Annotated in this window: 16 protein-coding genes and 1 tRNA gene; 4 read left to right on the plus strand and 13 right to left on the minus strand. The window is 62.6% G+C overall.

Annotated features, from left to right (window positions below):
• Positions 1–21: 21 nt before the first annotated feature.
• Positions 22–1,308, minus strand: a complete 1,287-nt coding sequence (locus tag CXY71_RS17980) for a sugar ABC transporter substrate-binding protein (RefSeq protein ID WP_233198448.1) — start codon at positions 1,306–1,308, stop codon at positions 22–24.
• 138 nt (positions 1,309–1,446) lie between these two features.
• On the opposite strand from CXY71_RS17980, the gene CXY71_RS17985 reads away from it, so the two are divergent.
• The 3 genes from CXY71_RS17985 (at position 1,447) to CXY71_RS17995 (ending at position 4,260) form a co-directional block, all read left to right on the plus strand.
• Positions 1,447–2,229: a FadR/GntR family transcriptional regulator gene (locus CXY71_RS17985; protein ID WP_233204716.1), complete on the plus strand. Its 783-nt coding sequence runs from the start codon at positions 1,447–1,449 to the stop codon at positions 2,227–2,229.
• 99 nt (positions 2,230–2,328) lie between these two features.
• Complete coding sequence (gene gndA / locus CXY71_RS17990) at positions 2,329–3,786, plus strand: NADP-dependent phosphogluconate dehydrogenase (RefSeq protein ID WP_104138661.1); 1,458 nt, start codon at positions 2,329–2,331, stop codon at positions 3,784–3,786.
• A 108-nt stretch (positions 3,787–3,894) separates the two neighbouring features.
• Positions 3,895–4,260, plus strand: coding sequence for a hypothetical protein (locus tag CXY71_RS17995; RefSeq protein WP_104138664.1), 366 nt, complete (start codon positions 3,895–3,897; stop codon positions 4,258–4,260).
• 254 nt (positions 4,261–4,514) lie between these two features.
• Here CXY71_RS17995 and CXY71_RS18000 read toward each other — a convergent pair whose 3' ends face one another.
• The 3 genes from CXY71_RS18000 to CXY71_RS18010 form a co-directional block, all read right to left on the minus strand.
• Complete coding sequence (locus CXY71_RS18000; protein WP_104138667.1) at positions 4,515–5,492, minus strand: ribose-phosphate diphosphokinase; 978 nt, start codon at positions 5,490–5,492, stop codon at positions 4,515–4,517.
• Positions 5,493–6,935 (minus strand): bifunctional UDP-N-acetylglucosamine diphosphorylase/glucosamine-1-phosphate N-acetyltransferase GlmU, encoded by a 1,443-nt coding sequence (glmU, locus tag CXY71_RS18005; protein WP_104138670.1) that lies wholly within the window; start codon positions 6,933–6,935, stop codon positions 5,493–5,495.
• A gap of 35 nt (positions 6,936–6,970) precedes the next feature.
• Positions 6,971–7,042, minus strand: a tRNA-Gln gene (locus CXY71_RS18010).
• Between the two features lie 123 nt (positions 7,043–7,165).
• On the opposite strand from CXY71_RS18010, the gene CXY71_RS18015 reads away from it, so the two are divergent.
• Complete coding sequence (locus CXY71_RS18015; protein ID WP_104138673.1) at positions 7,166–7,657, plus strand: MarR family winged helix-turn-helix transcriptional regulator; 492 nt, start codon at positions 7,166–7,168, stop codon at positions 7,655–7,657.
• 90 nt (positions 7,658–7,747) lie between these two features.
• On the opposite strand, the gene CXY71_RS18020 is transcribed toward CXY71_RS18015, so the two are convergent.
• The 9 genes from CXY71_RS18020 to pstA form a co-directional block, all read right to left on the minus strand.
• Positions 7,748–8,521 carry a phosphate ABC transporter ATP-binding protein gene (locus CXY71_RS18020; RefSeq protein WP_199184365.1) on the minus strand — a complete coding sequence of 258 codons (774 nt, stop codon included), beginning with the start codon at positions 8,519–8,521 and terminating at the stop codon, positions 7,748–7,750.
• Positions 8,522–8,809: 288 nt separating this feature from the next.
• Positions 8,810–9,679, minus strand: a complete 870-nt coding sequence (locus tag CXY71_RS18025; RefSeq protein WP_233204717.1) for a sortase — start codon at positions 9,677–9,679, stop codon at positions 8,810–8,812.
• Positions 9,680–9,822: 143 nt separating this feature from the next.
• Complete coding sequence (locus tag CXY71_RS18030) at positions 9,823–10,911, minus strand: hypothetical protein (protein WP_104138678.1); 1,089 nt, start codon at positions 10,909–10,911, stop codon at positions 9,823–9,825.
• A 1-nt stretch (position 10,912) separates the two neighbouring features.
• Positions 10,913–11,872 (minus strand): DUF916 domain-containing protein, encoded by a 960-nt coding sequence (locus tag CXY71_RS18035; protein ID WP_104138681.1) that lies wholly within the window; start codon positions 11,870–11,872, stop codon positions 10,913–10,915.
• 203 nt (positions 11,873–12,075) lie between these two features.
• Positions 12,076–13,152, minus strand: a complete 1,077-nt coding sequence (locus tag CXY71_RS18040; RefSeq protein WP_146072872.1) for a hypothetical protein — start codon at positions 13,150–13,152, stop codon at positions 12,076–12,078.
• A 38-nt stretch (positions 13,153–13,190) separates the two neighbouring features.
• A complete protein-coding gene (locus tag CXY71_RS18045) occupies positions 13,191–14,297 on the minus strand; it encodes a hypothetical protein (protein ID WP_104138687.1) in 1,107 nt (368 codons plus the stop codon).
• Positions 14,298–14,405: 108 nt separating this feature from the next.
• A complete protein-coding gene (locus tag CXY71_RS18050) occupies positions 14,406–17,012 on the minus strand; it encodes a hypothetical protein (protein ID WP_104138690.1) in 2,607 nt (868 codons plus the stop codon).
• Positions 17,009–18,628 (minus strand): phosphate ABC transporter substrate-binding protein PstS, encoded by a 1,620-nt coding sequence (gene pstS / locus CXY71_RS18055; protein WP_233204718.1) that lies wholly within the window; start codon positions 18,626–18,628, stop codon positions 17,009–17,011. Before pstS ends, CXY71_RS18050 begins: the two co-directional genes overlap by 4 nt.
• Positions 18,625–19,923 (minus strand): phosphate ABC transporter permease PstA, encoded by a 1,299-nt coding sequence (gene pstA, locus CXY71_RS18060; protein WP_104138693.1) that lies wholly within the window; start codon positions 19,921–19,923, stop codon positions 18,625–18,627. The genes pstS and pstA overlap by 4 nt, the downstream gene beginning before the upstream one ends.
• Between the last annotated feature and the right edge of the window lies 1 nt (position 19,924).

A 19,924-nucleotide genomic window follows, 5' to 3' on the forward strand; every position in this document is an offset into this window, starting at 1 on the left:
GCCCCGACTCGGTGGAGGTGGCTATTCCTCGTCGAGGATGTCCTGGAAGGCATCGCTCGCGGCATCCGCTGCTGCATCGGAATCTCCACCGGTTATAGCAATGACAATCGGGTCTCCGACGATCTCACGTGCTTCGGGCACCTTGATGACGAGCGGTCGGTCATGACCGACACCGTTCTTCGTGCTCGTGGCGATCGCCGCAGCGAGGTCAGCCGGGTAGGTCGATGTACCGGCCGGGTCTTCCCACACCGACTGACGTGCGCCGGGAACACCATCCTGCTGCACCACCAGGGTCAGTTCCGCACTCGTGGCCCATTCGATGAATGACCAGGCTTCGGCCGAGTTGGCGGATTCAGCATTGATGCCGAGCGCCCATGACGGAACGTTGTAGGCGACGGAACCGCCGGGACCGGCGGGCATCGGTGCGAAGCCGACCGTGTCGGACACCTTGGACGTCGCGGGGTCGGTGGCATTTTTGTAGAGGCTGTCGGCCTCGGTGTACAGACCAGCCTGGCCCTGGGTGAAGATGGCCATCGCCTCGGGCCAGCTCATGTCGGTGCTGACGTTCTCGGGGCCGTAGTCGCGAATCAGCCCGCCATAGAAGGCATAGGCTTCCTTGGCTTCGGAACTGTTGACAGCGGAGTCACCGTTTTCGTCGATGAAGTCGCCACCGAAGCTGTAGAGGAAGCTCGAGAACTGGGTGACGGCGGCGGACTTCCCGGTGCGAGCGACGAAGCCGGCAACGCCGGGGTTCTGTTCTGAGATAGCCTTGGCGGCGGCTTCGAGCTCGTCCATGGTGGTGGGCACCTCGAGGCCGGCGTTGGCGAGAAGGTCCTTACGGTAATACAGCACTTCCTGCTCGGTGATGATCGGTACCCCGACGACATTGCCATCGTAGGTCGTCGACTCGACCGGTCCGGATTGGAAGTCGCTCCAGTCCCAAACGGCATTCGACTCGACGTCATCGCTCAGGTCGCCCAGGTAACCGTTCTTGGCGAACAGTTTGCCTTCCTGGAGCGGGCGGTACATCATGACGTCGATCTCGTCTGTACCGGCATTCAGCTTGACGTTGTACTGGTCAGAGAGCTGATCCTCTCCGTACTGGCTGAGTTCCACGGTCAAGCCGGTGGCGGCCTCGAACTCGGGTAGCTTACTCTTGATAGTGTCAGTCCAGACGTGATTGGCCAGAGTGACCCGAAGGGTCTTCGAGCCCCCATCATCACCGGCACTGCACGCGGTGAGTGTGCCGGCGGCGAAAAATGTCGCTGCGACGATGGCCGCAACGCGAACAACTGAATGACGCTTCACTGTGTCTCCCATTCGCAGAACCGGCGCTGTGAGCCACGGTCCCCGACAGAATGCATCTTTACATCTGTCTCAAAAAGTCACGCTACCGAATAAAGCATACTTATTCAAGTTTCCCGGCGTACCGATATGATCAAGCATATGAAACACAATGTGATGGCCGGGTACGGCGAGGCCTCGCTCGTCGACCCGACCTCTGGTCTCGACGACAGCGCCCCGGCAACCAGCCTGCACGCCCGCGTCGTCGACCTGCTCGGCCTGGCTGTTTGTGCTGGCGAACTCGCGAGTCGATCCGTCTTTCGTATCGAGGAACTCGAAGAACGGTTCGGCGTCTCCCGGTCAGTGGTGCGTGAGGCCATCCGGGTACTCGCCTCCATGGGCATGCTCGCGTCTCGCCGCCGAGTCGGCGTGCAGATTCTGCCGGCTTCGGAGTGGAATCTGTACGACCCCCAAGTAATCCGCTGGCGCCTCGCATCGCCGGCTCGTATCGCACAACTACGTTCCCTGACCGAATTGCGAACTGCCATCGAACCGCAGGCTGCTCGGCTGGCCGCTATTCGCGCGCCATTAGCAGACGCCAGCGAACTGATGGGACTGGCCGGAAAATTGTGGGCGGCCGGCCAGGCCGATGACCCCGAAGCCTTTCTCGTGCTTGACATCGAGTTTCACCGCCTGGTTTTGGCCAGTTCGGGCAACGAGATGTTCGCCAAGCTCAACAGCCTCGTTGCCGAGGTACTGACCGGCCGCACGAATTACGGGCTGATGCCGCGGCATCCGCATAACGAGGCGTTGCAATTACACGTCGACGTCGCTAGCGCTATTCAACGCGGTAATCCAGAAGCCGCTCACGAAGCCATGCTCGGCATCATGGAACGTGCTTTCAACGAGATGAGTTCCATCTGGGATGGTAACGCTGTCGTCTGAGTCGCGCTGCGCTCCACCTGACCCTCGAAGGTGAGACCGAACAGTCTCGTGGACTAGCCTTGACAGTGGCCTGTTCAATACAGCCCCAAAGGAGAAAACGTGTCAGAGTCTCGGCAAGCACAGGCAAATATTGGTGTCGTCGGACTGGCGGTGATGGGCTCGAACCTCGCCCGCAACCTCGCCGGCCGCGAGGGAAACACGGTCGCGGTGTACAACCGCTCTCCCGAGCGCACCCGCCTGCTCATGACCGAACACCCGGAAGCAAACTTCGTCGCTTCAGAGAACATCGCCGACTTCGTCGCCTCGCTCACCAAACCGCGCACCGCCCTCATCATGGTGCAGGCCGGCCGCGGAACGGATGCGGTCATCTCTCAGCTCTCCGAGCTGTTCGAACCCGGCGATATCATCGTCGATGGCGGCAACGCCGAATTCACCGACACCATCCGTCGGGAAAAGGAACAGAGTGCCAAGGGCATCAACTTCGTCGGCGCCGGCATCTCCGGTGGTGAAGAGGGCGCCCTCAATGGCCCAAGCATCATGCCCGGCGGTTCGGTGGAGGCCTACAAGACCCTCGGCCCGATCCTCGAATCTATCGCCGCGGTCGTCGACGGTGTGCCCTGCGTCACCCACATTGGCACCGACGGCGCCGGCCACTTCGTCAAGATGATCCACAATGGCATCGAATACGCCGACATGCAGCTCATCGCCGAGGCGTACGACCTGCTGCGTCGCGTCGGCGGCCACTCCCCCGCGGCGATCGCGGACACCTTCGCCGAGTGGAACACGGGCGAGCTGAACAGCTATCTCATCGAGATCACCGCGGAGATCCTGCGCCAGGTTGATGCTACGACCGGTAAGCCCTTCATCGACATCGTGCTCGACGAGGCCGGATCCAAGGGAACCGGAGTCTGGACCGTTCAGAACTCCCTCGACCTCGGCGTTCCCGTAGGTGGCATCGCCGAAGCCGTCTTCGCCCGCGCGGTGTCGGCACACCCGGAGCAGCGCGGACCGGTGCGCGCCACCCTCGCTGCGCGTCCGGAGATTGCGATCGTGGGAGACACCTTCCAGGACGACGTGCGCCAGGCGCTGTACGCCTCGAAGATCGTCGCCTACGCCCAGGGTTTCGACGCCATCATCGCCGGAGCGAAGAAGTACGGCTGGAGCATCGACAAGGGCGCCATCGCCACCATCTGGCGCGGCGGCTGCATCATTCGCGCCCAGTTCCTCAACCGCATCGTCGATGCCTACAACAACGACCCGTCGATTCCGAGCCTACTCGTTGACCCGTACTTCGCCGAGGCCGTTGCTGCCGGTGAGGCCGCGTGGCGCCGCGTCGTCTCGACCGCCGCACTGTCGGGCATCCCGGTTCCCGGCTTCGGCTCGAGCCTGAGCTACTTCGACTCGCTCGCGAGCGAACGGCTGCCGGCCGCCCTCGTGCAGGGACAGCGCGACTTCTTCGGCGCGCACACCTACAACCGCGTCGACATGCCCGGCACCTTTCACACCCTGTGGTCGGGCGACCACAGTGAGATCGCCACTGAGGCGTCCACTCACTAGCCCCATCAGCTCTGCCGGCCGGCAGCATCCACTGATATAAAGGATGCTGCTGGTCGATTTGTCTATACGGGTCGCTTCACACTCACGTCTGGAATACTTGTTCTCCCCATGACTGACAATCACCCCGAGCTCTCCGGCTACGAGCCGAACGACAACTACCGGCCCCTGCGCGGGAAACACTTCACCTCGATCTTGCGGGTCGTTGTCGTGCTCGGGCTCATTGCCCTGGTGGTGCCGGGCGTGCTCACGACCATGCGGGTCGCCTCGGACACCGCTGCCAACGCCTGCTTGGCTGCAGTGGCCCGGTACTACCCGTTCGCCGTCGACTACGACGCCCGCTTTGACCTCGCCGGCCCCGGCGGGTTCGGCTGGCAGTGTTATGCGATCGACCAAAACGAGCGCGACACATTCGTCACGCCACTTGGCATCGTCCCCGCCGCGCCGCGCCAGCTCGAGCCGGCTACCCGAACCTAACCGAACTGCGCGGGACTTGCGCCGGTACGCAAAAGTTAGACGGTAGTTGTCAGGCTGGCCAGAACCCCCGCGCTGCGTGACACGGATGCCAACGCAACATGGTTGCCAGGCCGCGTGCCACAGGCGTCACGACGCGAGGAAGAAGGCAGGACGCGAGGCGACGCGGGAACGCGAGCAGGAGCATCCATACTTGGCGCAGTTAAAGAAGCGGAGGCGGCGGCCGCAGCCACCGCCTCCGCAGTACCATCTGTTGCCTACGCGGCACCGTCGAACATTGACGTGACCGAACCCTCGTCGAAGACCTCGTGGATCGCACGCGCGAGCAGCGGAGCGATCGGCAGCACGGTCAGGGTCGGGAAGCGCTTCTCCGGCGGGATCGGCAGCGTGTCGGTGACGACGACGGCGCTGATGGCCGGGTTCTGCAGCATGTCGACGGCCGGGTCGCTGAACACGGCGTGGGTCGCGGCAACAACAACACCGATGGCGCCGGCCTCGCGCAGGGCTTCCGCGGCCAGGGCGATCGTGCGTCCGGTGTCGATCATGTCGTCGACCAGCAGGCAGACGCGGCCCTCGACCTGGCCGACGATCTCGTGCACGGAGACGCGGTTGGGCACGAGCGGGTCGCGGCGCTTGTGGATGATCGCGAGCGGCACGCCGAGGCGGTCACTCCAGATATCGGCGACGCGTACGCGACCCATGTCGGGCGAGACGATGGTGAGGGTGGCGGGGTCGAGCTTCTCGCGGAAGTGCTCAAGCAGCACCGGCATGGCGAACAGGTGGTCGACGGGGCCGTCGAAGAAGCCCTGAATCTGGGCGGCGTGCAGGTCGATCGACATGATGCGATCGGCGCCGGCGACCTTGAACAGGTCGGCGACGAGGCGGGCCGAGATCGGTTCGCGACCGCGACCCTTCTTGTCCTGGCGAGCGTAGGGGTAGAACGGTGCAACCACGGTGATGCGCTTGGCGGAGGCTCGCTTGAGCGCGTCGACCATGATGAGCTGTTCCATTAGCCACTCGTTGATCGGAGCGGTGTGCGACTGGATGACGAAGGCATCAGAGCCGCGCACGCTCTCGTCGAACCGGGCGTACAGCTCACCGTTGGCGAAGGTGCGGGCATCCGTGTGGAGCAGCTCAGAACCAAGCTCCGTGGCGATGTCGAGTGCGAGCTGCGGGTGTGCCCGCCCCGAAACCAGTACAAGTCGTTTGTCGCCGCTGGTCTTGATTTTCGACACCTATTCTCCAGTCTTTTCGCTACTAATGCTCTCGGCCGCCGCCGTATCCGCGGCCGTGCCTGAACGGTGGGCGTGAACCCAGCCGTCCATGTTGCGTTGCGGGGCCACGCTGATGGCCAATGCGCCGGCCGAAACGCTCTTGCGAACGACCGTGCCAGCTCCCGTGTACGCACCGTCTCCAATTGTAATCGGCGCGACGAACACGTTGTGCGACCCGGTGCGCACATGCGACCCGATCGCGGAGTGGTGTTTGGCGACGCCGTCGTAGTTGGCGAATATTGTTCCAGCACCGATATTCGACTGGGCGCCGATCGTGGCGTCGCCCACATAGCTCAGGTGCGGCACCTTGCTGCCGGCGCCGATCTGGGCATTCTTGGTCTCGACGAAGGCGCCGATCTTGCCTTCTGCGCCGAGCACGGTCTTCGGGCGAAGATAGGAGAACGGGCCGACGGATGCCCCCGCTTCGATCACCGCGAGGGTCGCGTCTGTGCGGTTGACCCGGGCTCCGGCGCCGATCTCGCAGTCTCGCAGGGTCGTGTCCGGGCCAACGATGGCTCCGGTGGCTACAACGGTGGCTCCCTCGATCTGAGTGCCCGGCAGCAGAGTCACGTCGGGTTCCAGCACGACTTTCAGGTCGATCCAGGTCGTGGCGGGGTCTTGCACGGTCACACCGGCGAGTTGCCAGCCGCGCACGATGAGCGCGTTGAGCTTCTGGGCGGTGTCGCCGAGCTGGGCACGGTCATTGATGCCGGCGACGATCCAGGCGTCGGCAACGGGAACGGCGCTCACCTCGGAGCCGGCCCGGCGCAGCAGTTCGATTACATCGGTGAGGTACTTCTCACCCTGCGCGTTCGCGGTGGTGAGCTGGGCGAGCTGCTCGCGCAGCTCTGCCAGGCCGAACAGGTAGACACCGGCGTTGATCTCGGTGACGGCCAATTCTGCATCCGTTGCATCTTTTTGCTCGACGATGCGGTCAAAAACACCCTCAGCCGAGCGGATGATGCGGCCGTAGCCGGTCGCATCATCGGGGTAGGCGGAGAGCACGGTACTGGCGGCCGCGCCCTTACGGTGCGAGGAGATGAATGAGGCGAGGGTAGCGGCGTTCAGCAGCGGCACGTCACCGTTGATGACGAGCACGTCGCCGTCCCAGCCGACGGGAAGCGCGGCGACGGCCTGCTCGACGGCACGACCGGTGCCTGGGACCTCGTCCTGGTCGATGATCGTGCTCTCGGGGAGGTCTTCGGCCACGACTGCGGCCAGCAGGTCGCGCTCGTGTCGCACAACGGTGATGACGTGGGCGGCATCGAGGGCGCGCGCGGTCGCGAGCACATGGCTGACGATGGGAACCCCGGCAAGCGGATGCAGCAGCTTCGGCAGGCTGGACTTCATGCGGGTGCCCTGGCCGGCGGCCAACACAATGATGGCGAGGCGGGCGTCTGTCACAGGATTCCTAACGCGTGTGGAGAAAGAAAGTAGTGCTCCGCCACCAGGATTCGAACCTGGACCGAACAACTCCAAAGGTTGCCGTGCTGCCGTTACACTATGGCGGACCATGCTGACCGAGGTCAGCAACCTGTCAAGTCTGCCAGATTCTGGGGGCCAGCACGCGCACTCGAGTGCTGCGAACGCAGCTTGCGGCGAAGAAACCCCTCGGCAAGCGGGATAATGGAGCAATGCCTGGCCATGATGAAGTCGACCGAATCGTCGATTCGTGGCTGCGTGAACGCCCAGACCTCAACTTCGCGCCGCTGCAGGTGCTCAGCCGCGTTGCCCGACTGGCCAAGCACCTTGACCGGGCCCGCCGCTCAGCCTTCTCCCGCTCGGAACTCGCGTCGTGGGAGTTCGACGTGCTCTCGGCCCTCCGCCGCGCCGGAACACCCTACGAGCTCAGTCCGAAGGCCCTGTTGCAACAGACACTCGTCTCCAGCGGCACCATGACCAACCGCATCGACGGACTCGTCGATCGTGGGCTCGTGAAGCGACGCTCCGCGCCGAACGACGGCCGCGGCATCCTGGTGGGCATGACTCCCGCCGGGCTCAGTCGAGTGGATGCTGCCATCACCCGGCTTGTCGAGGCGGAAGCCGAGCTGCTCGCGACGCTCTCGTTGACCGACCAAGAGCGGCTGGCCGCTCTGCTCCGCAAGCTGAGCCTCGACTTCGACTGAGCGCTGGCGCCAGCGCGACCGTTTGCTGCATTCGCGGCCAGCTATTGCCCGCGCGCCGGCATCCGCTTGCCGCAGCCAGAATCCGGCTGGTTATCCAAACCGTCCGTTGACGTAGTCGGCGGTGCGGCTATCGGTCGGGCCACCGAACATGGCGTCGGTGGGACCGTGCTCCACGATGCCACCTGGCGTGCCCTGCGCAGCCAGAAAGAAGGCGCAATTCTGCGATACCCGCTGCGCCTGCTGCATATTGTGCGTCACGATCACGATCGTGACCTCCTGAGCGAGCTCCAACATGGTCTCTTCGATCACTCGGGTTGACGTCGGGTCGAGCGCGGAACACGGTTCATCCATCAGCAGGATGCGCGGGGTAACCGCAAGTGATCGGGCAATGCACAAGCGTTGCTGCTGTCCGCCGGACAACCCGCTTCCCGGCGAGCGGAGTCGGTCTCGCACCTCCTTCCATAACCCGGCCTTGGTGAGGCAACTTTCAACGAGATAGTCCTTTTCGGCGCTCGATGCCTTAGTACCGGTGAGGGTCAGGCCCGCAACCACGTTGTCGTAGATGGACATCGATGGGAACGGGTTTGGTTTCTGAAAGACCATACCGATGCTTTTCCTGGCATCAACGAGCTTGCGTTCTGCGTCGTAGATGTCCTCACCGTCGAGGAGAACCTCTCCGGCGAGGCTGGCCGATGGCACGAGCTCGTGCATCCGATTCAGGATGCGCAAAAACGTGGATTTTCCGCAGCCCGACGGACCGATCAACGAGGTAATGACGCCAGCCGACATGGTGAGTGAGACTCGGTCCAGCACTTGGCGTTCACCGAACCACGCTGAGACGTTGCGGCCTTCAAGGGTGGCCAGCGCCGGGACGTTTTTCCGATCGGGAGCGAATTCTCCCGCTGCTGCGACGCCCCGCGCTGATTCTGACGAGTCGACCGAACGTCGGCTCCAGGGCGCGCGCGAGCGTACTTGATTCAAGGGCGCTTGCAGCCGCCCGGCCAGGCGCGGGCCTGACGTCTCCTGAATGGGCAAGGTGAGGGTTCGGTCATCGTCGCGGAACAGTGGAGTCATGACCACATCTTTTCTTTAGTGCCCCGTGACTCGGGACGATTTGAATAGTTGAAGGAAGAATACGGGTGGCAGAGCGAGTTAGAGCAGGTTGGGCAGCAGCCGGACGATCTGGTCAGCAACGACAAGACCGCTCAGCACTCCCACCGGGATGAAGACGATCCAGGTCTTCTGCGCGCCAACGCGAGGAATGGACCAGACTGCAGCAAACTCGACCAGCAGAAAGAATTGCAGGGCAAAGGCGAGCGCCCACGCCGTAGAGAAATCACTGGCAAGTTCGCGCTCGGCCGGGCGGAGGGTAGCAAAAGTCGTTTGTCGCTGACCGGCGGGATACGTTTTACTGACTAGTTCGGCATCCACCCTGGCAATGCCATTGGGCACAAAGGCTAAACCGCGAGCCGTCTGCAGGATGAGACGACCCTGGTCAGCTCGCGGCGAGGCCGGAGCGGGATCGCCGGCATATCGAACCCCGATGACTGAGAAGGTCGACTTGCCCTGACCGGTCAGCACGGAGAATTTCTGTCCGGGGCGCAGCTCCTGAATTCGCGCGAATGGTGCACCGTAAGCCGCGGCACGCCCCATGACCACGCTGACTCCTGCCTGGCCGGGCAGCACCGTGTCGCGACGGTGACCCGGACCGTTTTGGGTCGTACCCGAGTCCGTTCCCTCCACGATGATCTCGTGAACGTCAAGGGCGGGGATGTCGATGAGCGCAACCGGGGCACCATCGGCGAGCAGTACCTTTTCTACCGTGCCCTCACTGACCGGGGCCGTTCCCTCGGCCAGCTGGAGGCGAAATGTGTCGGTGAGCTGTTGTTGGGCGACGGTGTGTTGGAGTTGTCCGACGACGGTCACCTGCGCCAAAAAGCCAAAGAGAAGCGCGGCGACCATGGCCAGGGAACTGCGAACGAGCCGTTCCCGCGCGGTCAGCACGATCCGCGGGCTCGTCACCGGCCCCGTCCACCGTGGTGGGCGGGTTGGAAGGGCCTGGCCGGGCTTCCAGCCACGTGGCGGCATGATCCGTGGGCGCGGCTGTGCTGGGCGCATCGACGACAGTAGGCGTCGGGTCGACGGTAGGCTGCGTCTGGCACTCATCATGTTGTGGCCTCGACCGAGGCGTCAGACACACCGATGATGGACGGCGTGTTCTGGCGCCGAGCCCGCTGCCGTGCCAGTAAAAAACGTTCAGTGTAGAAGAGCACGCCAATGAGGCCCACAACAAGCATCACGAAGTAAGGGGGCAGGATCACCAAAGTGTCGCGGGTGGCCGGAGTGAGAACGGCTCCGTTTACGGTCTCTGGCGGAGTGAAGGTCATATGGGCATTGAGAACGCCCCACTGGCCGATGTCAGGCAGTGTAACGCTGACGGTTTTCGTTTGCCCCGGCTCCAGGTCAATCACGCGACTGTCGAGGGGATGGGCAACGTCCATTCCGACTGAGTTTTCCAGCCAGAAACGCAGGTCAGCACGGAGCGGCCACGAGGTGACATTCTTCGCCGTGAACGCGAGGGTGATATCCCCACCCTCGGGGCCAACGGCCGACGCAGCGCTGCCGACCAAGCCGCTCAAGTAGAAGACGCCGCCCAAGTCAAATGGGTCTTCACCCAGCGCATCGGCTGCCTCAGCCGGAGTGTTCGCCACGACTTCACTCACGCCAACTAACGGGCTGCTGATGCTCGTGACTGACGGAATTACAGACGTTGCCGGGATCGTCTCCGGCTGCGCGAGGAGTCCGTCGGCAGTGATCAGGAATTGCGAAATAGTCCAATTGGCTGCCGTCCCGTCTGCGCTAATTCCGGTCACCGATATGGTGTGATTGCCAGCTTCCAGCCCGGCCGGCAATGTGACAGAAACGGAGAATGCTCCAGCAGCGTCAGCGTGACCGCTGGCGACCAGGAGTGGCGTTGAGTGAACGAAAATTTCTAGGAACGAGCGGGGTTGGAGACCCGTGAGGGTGATCACCACCGGCGCGTTCGCCGCCGACGACCCAAAGGGCAGGGCCACCTTGGACTGGGGTTTTGCCGTCGACGATGAATCGACCACGGGAACGCTGATGCCGATTCCGTTCTCATCGTCGGCGGCCTGTGCAGCGAGGGCTCCGGTGCTCAGGCCGAGAAACACGGTAATGGCAAGAAATCCGACGACCCGAATTCGTTGGGCGCGGCGTAATTCGTTAACGTTCACTCTATTCCTCCCGAGCTTTGCGTCGAGCCTCGGCCTCGCTGTATTCGATCCAGGCAGCGGCACGTTGTGTGCCCCTCCGGCGGGTAAGCCGCACCATGAACCAGGCCAGGCCAGCGAGTAACAAGATGATGAGAGCGCCCCACGGAACGACGATCAGGTCGGTCTCGCGACTCGCGGTGGGAAGCACCCCGGGATTGATGGCTTGCGCGTCGATGGTTGCGGAGAGATTGATCTGCGCATTGAGGTACACCCACGGGCCGACACCCGGAACGGTCATGGTCAAGGTGCGGGTACTACCCGGCAGCATCTCCGGGATTTCTTCCCGACTCGTTGTGGAGAGCGGAATGCCGAAGATGCCACGTACGCGGGACACGGTCGTCGCGCCGAGCGCCACATTGCCGGTGTTGTTGAGCGTGACAGTAAGGGCTGTCGTGCCGGAAAACGGGTTCAGTTCGGCTTGGTAAGACGAGGCGATGCTGCTGATGGTCAGGCCAGCCTGAAGTTCGCCCTTGACGCGAACATACAGCCGAATTGCTACCCGTCGGTCCAGTGAAATTTGTCCGGACGGAGACAGCGCCGAAACAACTATTCCACCAGCGTGGTCACCAGGACTCGCGTCAGCGGGCGTCGTCACCGTGAACGGGATCACCTGAGATGCCCCGGGCTCCAGCGTCGCGGTGATCTGGGCAGCACCGTTGTCGAAGGTGACCCAGCGCCCGACGTCCTGCGGGGAAACACCCCCGTCCAGGAGTGAGAAAGCGCCGTCGCCGGCGTTGAAGGCGTCGGTAGCGTAGACGGTAACTGATTGGGCGGTCGTGCCGGTGTTCTGCACCAAGTACTCGTCGGAAACAACCTGTCCGGGATCCATCTGATAGCTGTACCGTGATCGGGATTGGTCGACCCCGCCATCGGCTGAGGGCGCACCCGCAATGCCGTCGGAATCGGCTGCCCAGGCACTCATGGCTCCTCCCGCTGTCATCCCAACGGTCAAACCCATGGTGAGGAGAGCTCCTGTGGCAACCAAGCCGAGTGGGCGGATATAGCGATGGATGATCACGCTGGACTTTCTCTTTTCTGCACAAATTTTGACAAGTGACAGCAGGGGAAGAGGCGCCCCGCGCCACCTCTTCCCCGCTGTCTGATCTGACTTCTACCGAACAGGTTCTACTTCGAGACGACCGTGAGGGTCAGCGTCGAGACGTAGGTACCTGCAGGCTTGTTGGCCGGTGCCACGAAGGTGAGGTCGGCGTTGAGCACCGTGTTACCCACCGTGTTTGCCGCTGCGCCCGAGGCGAAAACCGACGAGTATGTTGCCGAACCGGCCACCTGGGCGGTGCCAGCGGTGACTCCGGTCGCTTCGGACGAGACGATCTTGGGGAGCAAACCGAGCTGCACCTTGCTGATCGTGTTTGTGGCGTCACTCGAGTTGACGAAATCGGCGACGCTGGCGTTTAGGTCCCACCCACTGCGGCTGAAGCCACGACCGTCGGCGACGGTGACGTTACCCAAGGTGCCCGTAGTGGTGGACTTGTTGTTGACCAGTGTCGGGGAGGCGAATACCGCCGCGGCTCCGACGGGAACGCTGAGGCTGAGCACTCCGTCGGTGCTGCCGACTGTCTGCGGCGCCAGCGCGACGCTGCCGGTGGTGCCGGCAGGTGCAGTCGGTGTCGGGGTAGGCTCAGCAGTTTCCGTCACTGCCGCCATCGTGTACGAGCCGGTACCGGCGGTCATGGTGATCGTTCGGTAGAACGCACCCACGACGGTGTTGCCGTTGTTGTTCGTGCACGCGATACCGAGGCTGTACGTTCCGCCGTTCGACTTGACCATGCCGGGGTTGCCAGCGGTCAGTGCCACGTCGGGGGTCAGGGTTGCCGCGATCACGTTTTTGGTTCCGGCGGCAAAACCGCTATCGCCATATGCACTCCATGAGGCCTTGGTTCGCTCGTTTCCGGCCGCTGCCACGAAGATGTAAGCGTCATCGGCCGCGGTCGGACAGGTTGACGGCGCATCATACGAGATCTTGTTACCGGAGCCGAAGCTGTCGCCGGCCCAGGTGAAGGCCGTGGACGGATCGGTAACCAGCGCAGGAGTGAAACCGTTACCAGCGTTTCCACCGTCGTAGACATAGAGCGCCGCATCGGACCCGTTAGTCTGCACCACGGCCGAGGCGACCGCGGTTGCACCAGCCACGAGGGCCAGGGAGACAACCCCGACGGCGGCGAAACGCATTTTCTTGTTCATTTTCATTTTTTGACCTTCCCGTTGTCAGTCGCGATGAATTAGGCGGTCTTGGCGACGCGGTAGGCGACGACACCGGAGGTGGGCGCGAGGAAGCCAAACTTCTTCTTGACGGCTCCCGCACGCGAGACAACGGATGACACGTTGGTGAGGGCTGTGGAATTGGCTGAGTTCAGCAGCGCGGCCAGGCCGGCATCGTACTTGGGATCTGTCGAGTCAACCCGAGCATTCTCTACGACCAGAAAAGTGTCGCGGCCCCAGGTGGTGTCTGCGTAGTAGGGAGCGTTTGGAACCATCGTCGAACCAGTTCCAGTGACCGGATCAACGCCGGACACGAGGGAACCGAGTGAGCCGGTGCCACGCTTGTCGTAGCTGGCGCCGGTGTTCATGGCAACCCAGCGCGACACGGCCATGGGCATAACGGACTCGGCGGTGAGCGTCGTCGCGTCGTGCTCCTGACCTTCAACGACACAGCCCGCTTCGCCGATGGTCTTCATCAGCGCTTCGGTCGAGCCTATCTTGGCCAAAAAGTCCTTGCGGGTACCGGACCCAGCCTGCGGGATGATCGGAGTGACGGTGACGCCACCGATTTGGAAGCCAGGGGAGCATTCGTACAGGCTCTTCATCTGTGACGCAGTCAGCCCGTCGAGACCCGTCGCCAAGCCCTTATAGGCATAGGCGATCGCGTCGCGGCCAAACGGGACGTAGAGCAGTTCGCCGGCGTTGTTGACGGTGCCACCGCTGGATGACCGGGCGATGTCAACCAGACCGGTGATGACCACGTTTGCCGGGCCGCCGGCGGTGGCGGATGTGTAGGCGGCACCGTCACTCGAGCGGCTGAGCGCTTTGACGCCGTCGCTGGAGCCGTTGGGTCGGCCAAACCGGGTTCCGGAAGACTTCGTGATGATATATGGAGAACCAGTGGCATCAAACGAGCCAATAGTGGTGTTATTGACCGTGGAACGAACGCTCGAGCCGGTGATGAGTGTTCCATTGGCGAGTGCGTTGACGACATCTTCGAGGGTGTCAGAACCCACGATGGAATAGCTGTTGGAAACGGGCTCGGCGTGGGCCGGAGCGGTGATGGCAAAGCCTGAAACGGCAACGCCGACTGTTGCGCAAAGAGCAATAGCCTTCTTCGAAATCACTGTGATGCCTTTCGGTTTCTTACATTGAAATGAACCCGATTGAGTCCATTTTTCCTAACCGATTCGACCTGAACTACGAATCAGGTCGAATGGTCAAGCCTGAACGCCTCAGAATCGTCTCTTGAAGCGCGAAATCATGGGGACTGCGCCAGCAGCCGCTAGGCCAGAAAGCAAGCCAGCCGGAATGGCCAATCCGGCTGGCCCTGTTTGCGGGTCCAGAGGAGTGGCCAGGCCGAACAACGGTCCGGCGGCGGCACCACTGACCACTGGGTCCGTCACCACCGGCACAGTCACGGATGCGCCGGACGACTGGGCCGTGCCGGTTCCTGCTGCGGTGGTTACGGCTGTCGTTGTCGGGGTGACGTTCATGACGGGCGCCGCTAGGGGGCTAATGCCCTGCTCAATGGCGGTGGCTGCGGCCTGTGCCTGCGTTACCCAGCTGGCCGGCAGCGGCGCGTACCCCTCGGGCAGTTGCCCGATCTCCGCCCCCGATACCTGTCCGGCACCGGCGGCGTAGCGAATCATATTGGCGTACTTTGCACGGAGAACGGAATCGGTCTGCAACGGGTTGAGCGCAGCGTAGACGGGCATAGCCAGGGGATAAGCATTCGATGCCGCAATCGCAGCGGAAGAATCCGGATCAAGTTCCAGAACCTTCGGTTGAGCGGCAGATGGAGTCATCGCCGAAGCTGCGGCGGTCAGCGATGCCTCCGTCGGCGCAACGTACTCGCCGGCCGAATTCAGCAGGGACGCGGTGACATTCTGGTAGCGGGCGGCCGCGGCCGTCGTCGTCAACCCCAGAACACCCTGTTCGCCGACCAGGCTGCGAGCGGTCTTGGCATATTTGGGCGGGGTGTACGTCGTATCCCAACCGCCGAGCAGCTGGCCATCACCCCGAAGGGTCAGGTAGGCGCCATTCTCAAAGGCCGAGGTGTACGGGCGCCAGGTCACGAGATTGACCGGGCCCTCCCCGTTGGACCCCATCGTCCCGGCCTTCTCAACCGGGTCCGCCTTGGGAAAATTGTCTCGCGGCAGACTCAGGCCGATTGTGCTGGGGTTCAGCGTTGCACTCGTGGAAAACCACGGGTTCACGACCATGCCCCAGGGATCGGGTGTTCCGGCGAGGAAGGCGACGGCGTCTGGATCACTCAAAACGTAGCGCCACAGGGCAACAGCCAGGTCTGATCGGCCGGAGGGAACCAGCAGATCAGCTAACGACGTGCTGTTCAAGTCTTGTGAAGCCCATTCCTCATCGTTGATCGTGAGGAAGTCTCGATCCCGCGTGAGGTTTGCGGCATTTTTACCTTGGTCCAGATAGCCGTTGTAATTCACGTGGCCGAGGTCAGCCCCGGGGGGCAGGGAAGAAATATACGACGAGGTCAACAGCTTGGCCACGAGGCGCGGGGTGAGCTTGAGACTCGTAAATGCCTGGGTCTCCCGGTCTTTGTATTCTTGTTTGATGCCGTCTATCGGGGTGACGCGCCGGTCGACGGCAAACGAGATCGACAATCCCGAGATTCCGACGGGGGCGTATTGCAGCGGGTCGGGGGCCCCGTTCAGGGTCTCGGTGCTCAACGGCCGCGACGTGAGCGCCAGCGGACTGGGCGCGGTCTTGCTGGCCTTCACTGCGGCATCCGCTTCATTGCCCGTGCTCAAGACGAAGGCAGAGTTCGTGGCGCCCGCGCACAGGTTGGGCTGCCACGACGCGATCGCTCCGCTGATTAGTTCGCTACCAGAGAGTGCGGCCTCGGCCCCACCGATTTCACAACGGATGCCCACCGGCTTGAAATCCAATTTGACGGCAACATGGTGCTGCCAAGCGTCCCAAAACAGCCCGGGTCTGATGATGCTCGTCACTCCAGAGTCGCCCGTTCCACGCGGTATCACGACCAACCAGCAGGATTTCCCGACAATGGGCTGACCGCTCACAATGATCGGTTGGCCGCATCCCAGCCCCGGGGACTCCATCGACGTTTGCACCTCGAACTTCACGGAACCGGCTCCGGTGTCATCGGCGCCAGCCCACTTGATTTCATTCGACGTGAACTGGGTGAAGAATTCGTTGGTGTTCACGTCAATGGACGTATCGTGCTTGAGTACGCCCTGGGCGTTAGGTACCACTGACGCAACCGTTTCACCGCTGGCGGCCCGGAATGGAATGGACGTATACGTTGGCGACAATCCCCCGGTGCCCTTCGCGGTGTACTGCACATCCTCGGGCGCGATGCTCTTGAGATTGAACTCCTCGTCGCTGGGGTCAGTGACGTTATCGAGCACGTTGGAGTCGCGCCCCGCATTGGGGAAGGCGCCATACTGGCACGTCGTTCGGTCGGGATGTCCAGAGTTCAGCGGGTCGTCGCCCCAGCACTGGGCGATCTGCATGAAGTTTTCGCCGCCAACATTCCCCTGCGGTCGCACCGATTTCTTGCCACCAGTCCAACTCACTAAAATCCCCTGTGAAACCAGGTCGGTGGTCTTTGACACCGTCACCGCGAGGTCGGGGAACGGCGCATTGTCGTAGTCGAGGTCGAAACTCCGGGCAGCGACGGTGACAGCACTCGAGGTGGAGGCCTCGGCCGGTGTCGGTACCAATACCGACATCAACGACACTCCCAGGCCGACGATCAATCCAACGACCATTCCGGTGGCAGCAGCACGAGTCGCCGTGGACCGCCCTAAAAACAGACGCCGTTGGCCAGACTTCAGCGCGCTCATTTGACCGCTCCCGGTGCCGACTTGCGTTTCAATCGCGGCCAGATGAGCGGCGGCAGCAATGCGGCCGCCAGGAGAAGAACAGCCGCAAAGAGCATGGTCGACTGTCCAGCGCCCCAGGCGGAAGACGCCAGGGTGAACGGTGCGGCCACCGCAGCCCCTGAGATACCGGTTCCGCTGATCAGGGTGCCGTTTTCGTCGTAGCTGGCCGTCACTCCGGTGGTCGCACTGGCGGGCGCGGCGGTTGAAGCAACTGAACCGGCCACGGCGTTGGAGGCGCTGCCGCCAGTACCGGCACCCGAGATGGGCGTCTCGGCCAGGGACCCGCCAGTGCCAGTGGTGCACTGGTTTGCGCCCACCTTGTCGCATTCAGCCGGCTGCGGCGCGGTCAGTGCGAGCTGGTTGCTCGATGGGGAGTCGCCGGGCTTGAAGGTGGGGTTGTTGCAGGCTGCGGGGTCCGGTGCTGGCGCGGAACCGGGAATGCGTCCGATCTGTGCGAAGCCGGCGAGCACCAGGTTCATCGGCAGCGGCGAGTAGCCGAGGGCCTCAGCCTGCTGCTGGCCCTCACACAGCAGGTAGCTGGCGAACGCACCGAGCGTTGCACCCTTATTGGCCGTGAAGACTCCGCCGGCAACCACCTCGGTGGGCACAATCATGTAGGAGTAACTCGAGAGTGGGTAGGTGCGCGGGTCCGTGTTGTTATACACGCCATCCAGAATCTGGGTGAGGTAGTCGGGGCCGGGCGTGCTGTTGATCTGAGCCTGCATAAGGTCGACGGCTACGCTCGGGGCGGTCGGCTCGACATAATATCCGGCGGTATTGAGTACCTTGGCCACCGGAAATCCCGATTCGAGGGCATAGGAGTATTCGACATAGGTGATGGCGCCTTCGCCGTAGTCCTGGCTGACATAGCCGGCGACGCCGGAAGAACCACTCTGGCCCTTCATGTTTCCGGTGAGTGGATACTGCGAGGTGAGTCCGCACGGGGTTGCCTTGCCAACGGATGCGCAGTACGAGTTCCACAGGTCAGTGTGCTGCTTCGACATCCATAGGGTGAACTGCGCCGTTGAACCGGAGCCGTCTGAGCGCACCACCGGCACGATGCCCTTGTCCGGCATGGACAGGCCCGGATTGTCGGTGGCGATGGCCGGATCGTTCCAGTTAGTGATGACTCCGGTAAAGATCTTGGTGATCGTTTCACCGCTTAGGCGCAGGTTAGATACCCGTACGCCGCCAATCTTCAAGTTGTACATAAAAGACGAACCACCGGCCACAATCGGCATGTATGCAAAACCTCGGGTGGGCACCTCTGGTGCCGATCCGTCTTCGGGCTTCGACTGAAAGGGAATCTCACTGACCGCGTAGTCCACAGTGCCAGCGGCGAAGTCTCGACGTCCGGCCGATGACCCCACCCCCGAATAGTTCACTTTCATTCCATAGTTGGCGGCGACATTTGAGCGCCACTGATCGAGGGCGTTCTGCGACCAGGTGGAACCGGTACCGGTGATCGGATCGTAGGTGACAGCCTGGGCGGGAACCACGTTCGCCACACTCGCTGCGACGATGAACGCAATGCTCACCGTGCGGGCTACGCGCGCCCAGAAATTTTTTCGCGTCACGATGACGACTCCTCTTTTGGTAATGCAGGACGATCTGGTGCTGCGGGAAGGTCGGAAACTGGGTCCGCGTCCGAAGCAGGCGCCGAGGTCAGCAACAAACGACGATCCGCCGCAATCGTGATGCGCTGCTCGTCGCGAGCGGATGCCGCCAGCATCCGGCGCTGCTGGCCGTGGGACAGTTCTCCCGGCCCACGGCCACCGATCAGTCGGGCCGCTGCGAATAGGGCCAGCACGAGCAGGATCAGAACGGCCGCGGTACCGAAACCGCGCGCAATCATGTTCGGTTCTGGCGACTTGACGAAGTCAAAGACCTGCAACGGCAACGAGATCATGGGGCCAGAGAACGGGTTGAGATTTGTCATCGCGGTGACTCCGGAGGTCAGCAGCACCGGCGACGTCTCGCCAATGCCGCGCGCCGTGCCGAGGATGACGGCCGTCGCCAACCCTGGTCGAGCCGTGGGCAGCACGATATGCCAGACCGTGCGCCAACGGGTAGCGCCCAAAGCGTAGGCCGCTTCGCGCAGGTTCCCAGCGACCAGTCGCAGCACAATGTCGGAGGCGCGAATGACGATGGGCAACATCATGACGGTGATGGCCATGGCCGCCGCAAATCCAGAACGCTGGTGCGTGATCAACACGATGATCGCCGAATACACGAACAGACCAGCCACAATCGATGGCAACGCCGTCATGGCGTCGGCAACGGTTCGAACGAACTTCGCGAAGCGCCCACCGATCTCGTTCAAGAACAACGCGGTGAGAATGCCCAGCGGAATAGTGATCGTCAGGGCGATGCTGATCTGTATCAAAGTACCGAGAACAGCGTGCAGGATTCCGCCCACGGAGAGCGGATCGAGCGGACCAGCCAATTCCATATTCTCGATGAAGAAGTTGAGGTGCGGCAACGCGTTTTGCCCACGTACCAGGGTGTAGGCGACGACGAAGATCAGGGCGCCGAATAGGACCACGCCGGCGCTGGCTAAGAGCACCGAAACTACCCGGTCCTTGATTTCCTCGCGGTCCGCCTTCATCCCCACCAACACGGCGTAGAAAGTGATGAAGAGGATGAATGACACGATAGTCCAACCCACTCCGCCAGACAGCGGGGTAAACCAGCCGAAGAGCAACGTTCCCACAGCGATGCCGGCTACGGCAGCGCCAATGAGATCGAAGCGATCGTCGAGGCGCACGGCTCGAACCCGTCGACGCGGCCCGATCTCAATCCCCTCCGATGCGGGAATAATTGTGGTCGTCCTGGTTGGTGCCGTGCGGGGAGTGAGCGTGTCAGTGAGCATG

Origin of the sequence: Cryobacterium sp. Y62 (assembly GCF_002929785.1) — a bacterium.
In the GTDB taxonomy this organism is placed as follows: domain Bacteria; phylum Actinomycetota; class Actinomycetes; order Actinomycetales; family Microbacteriaceae; genus Cryobacterium.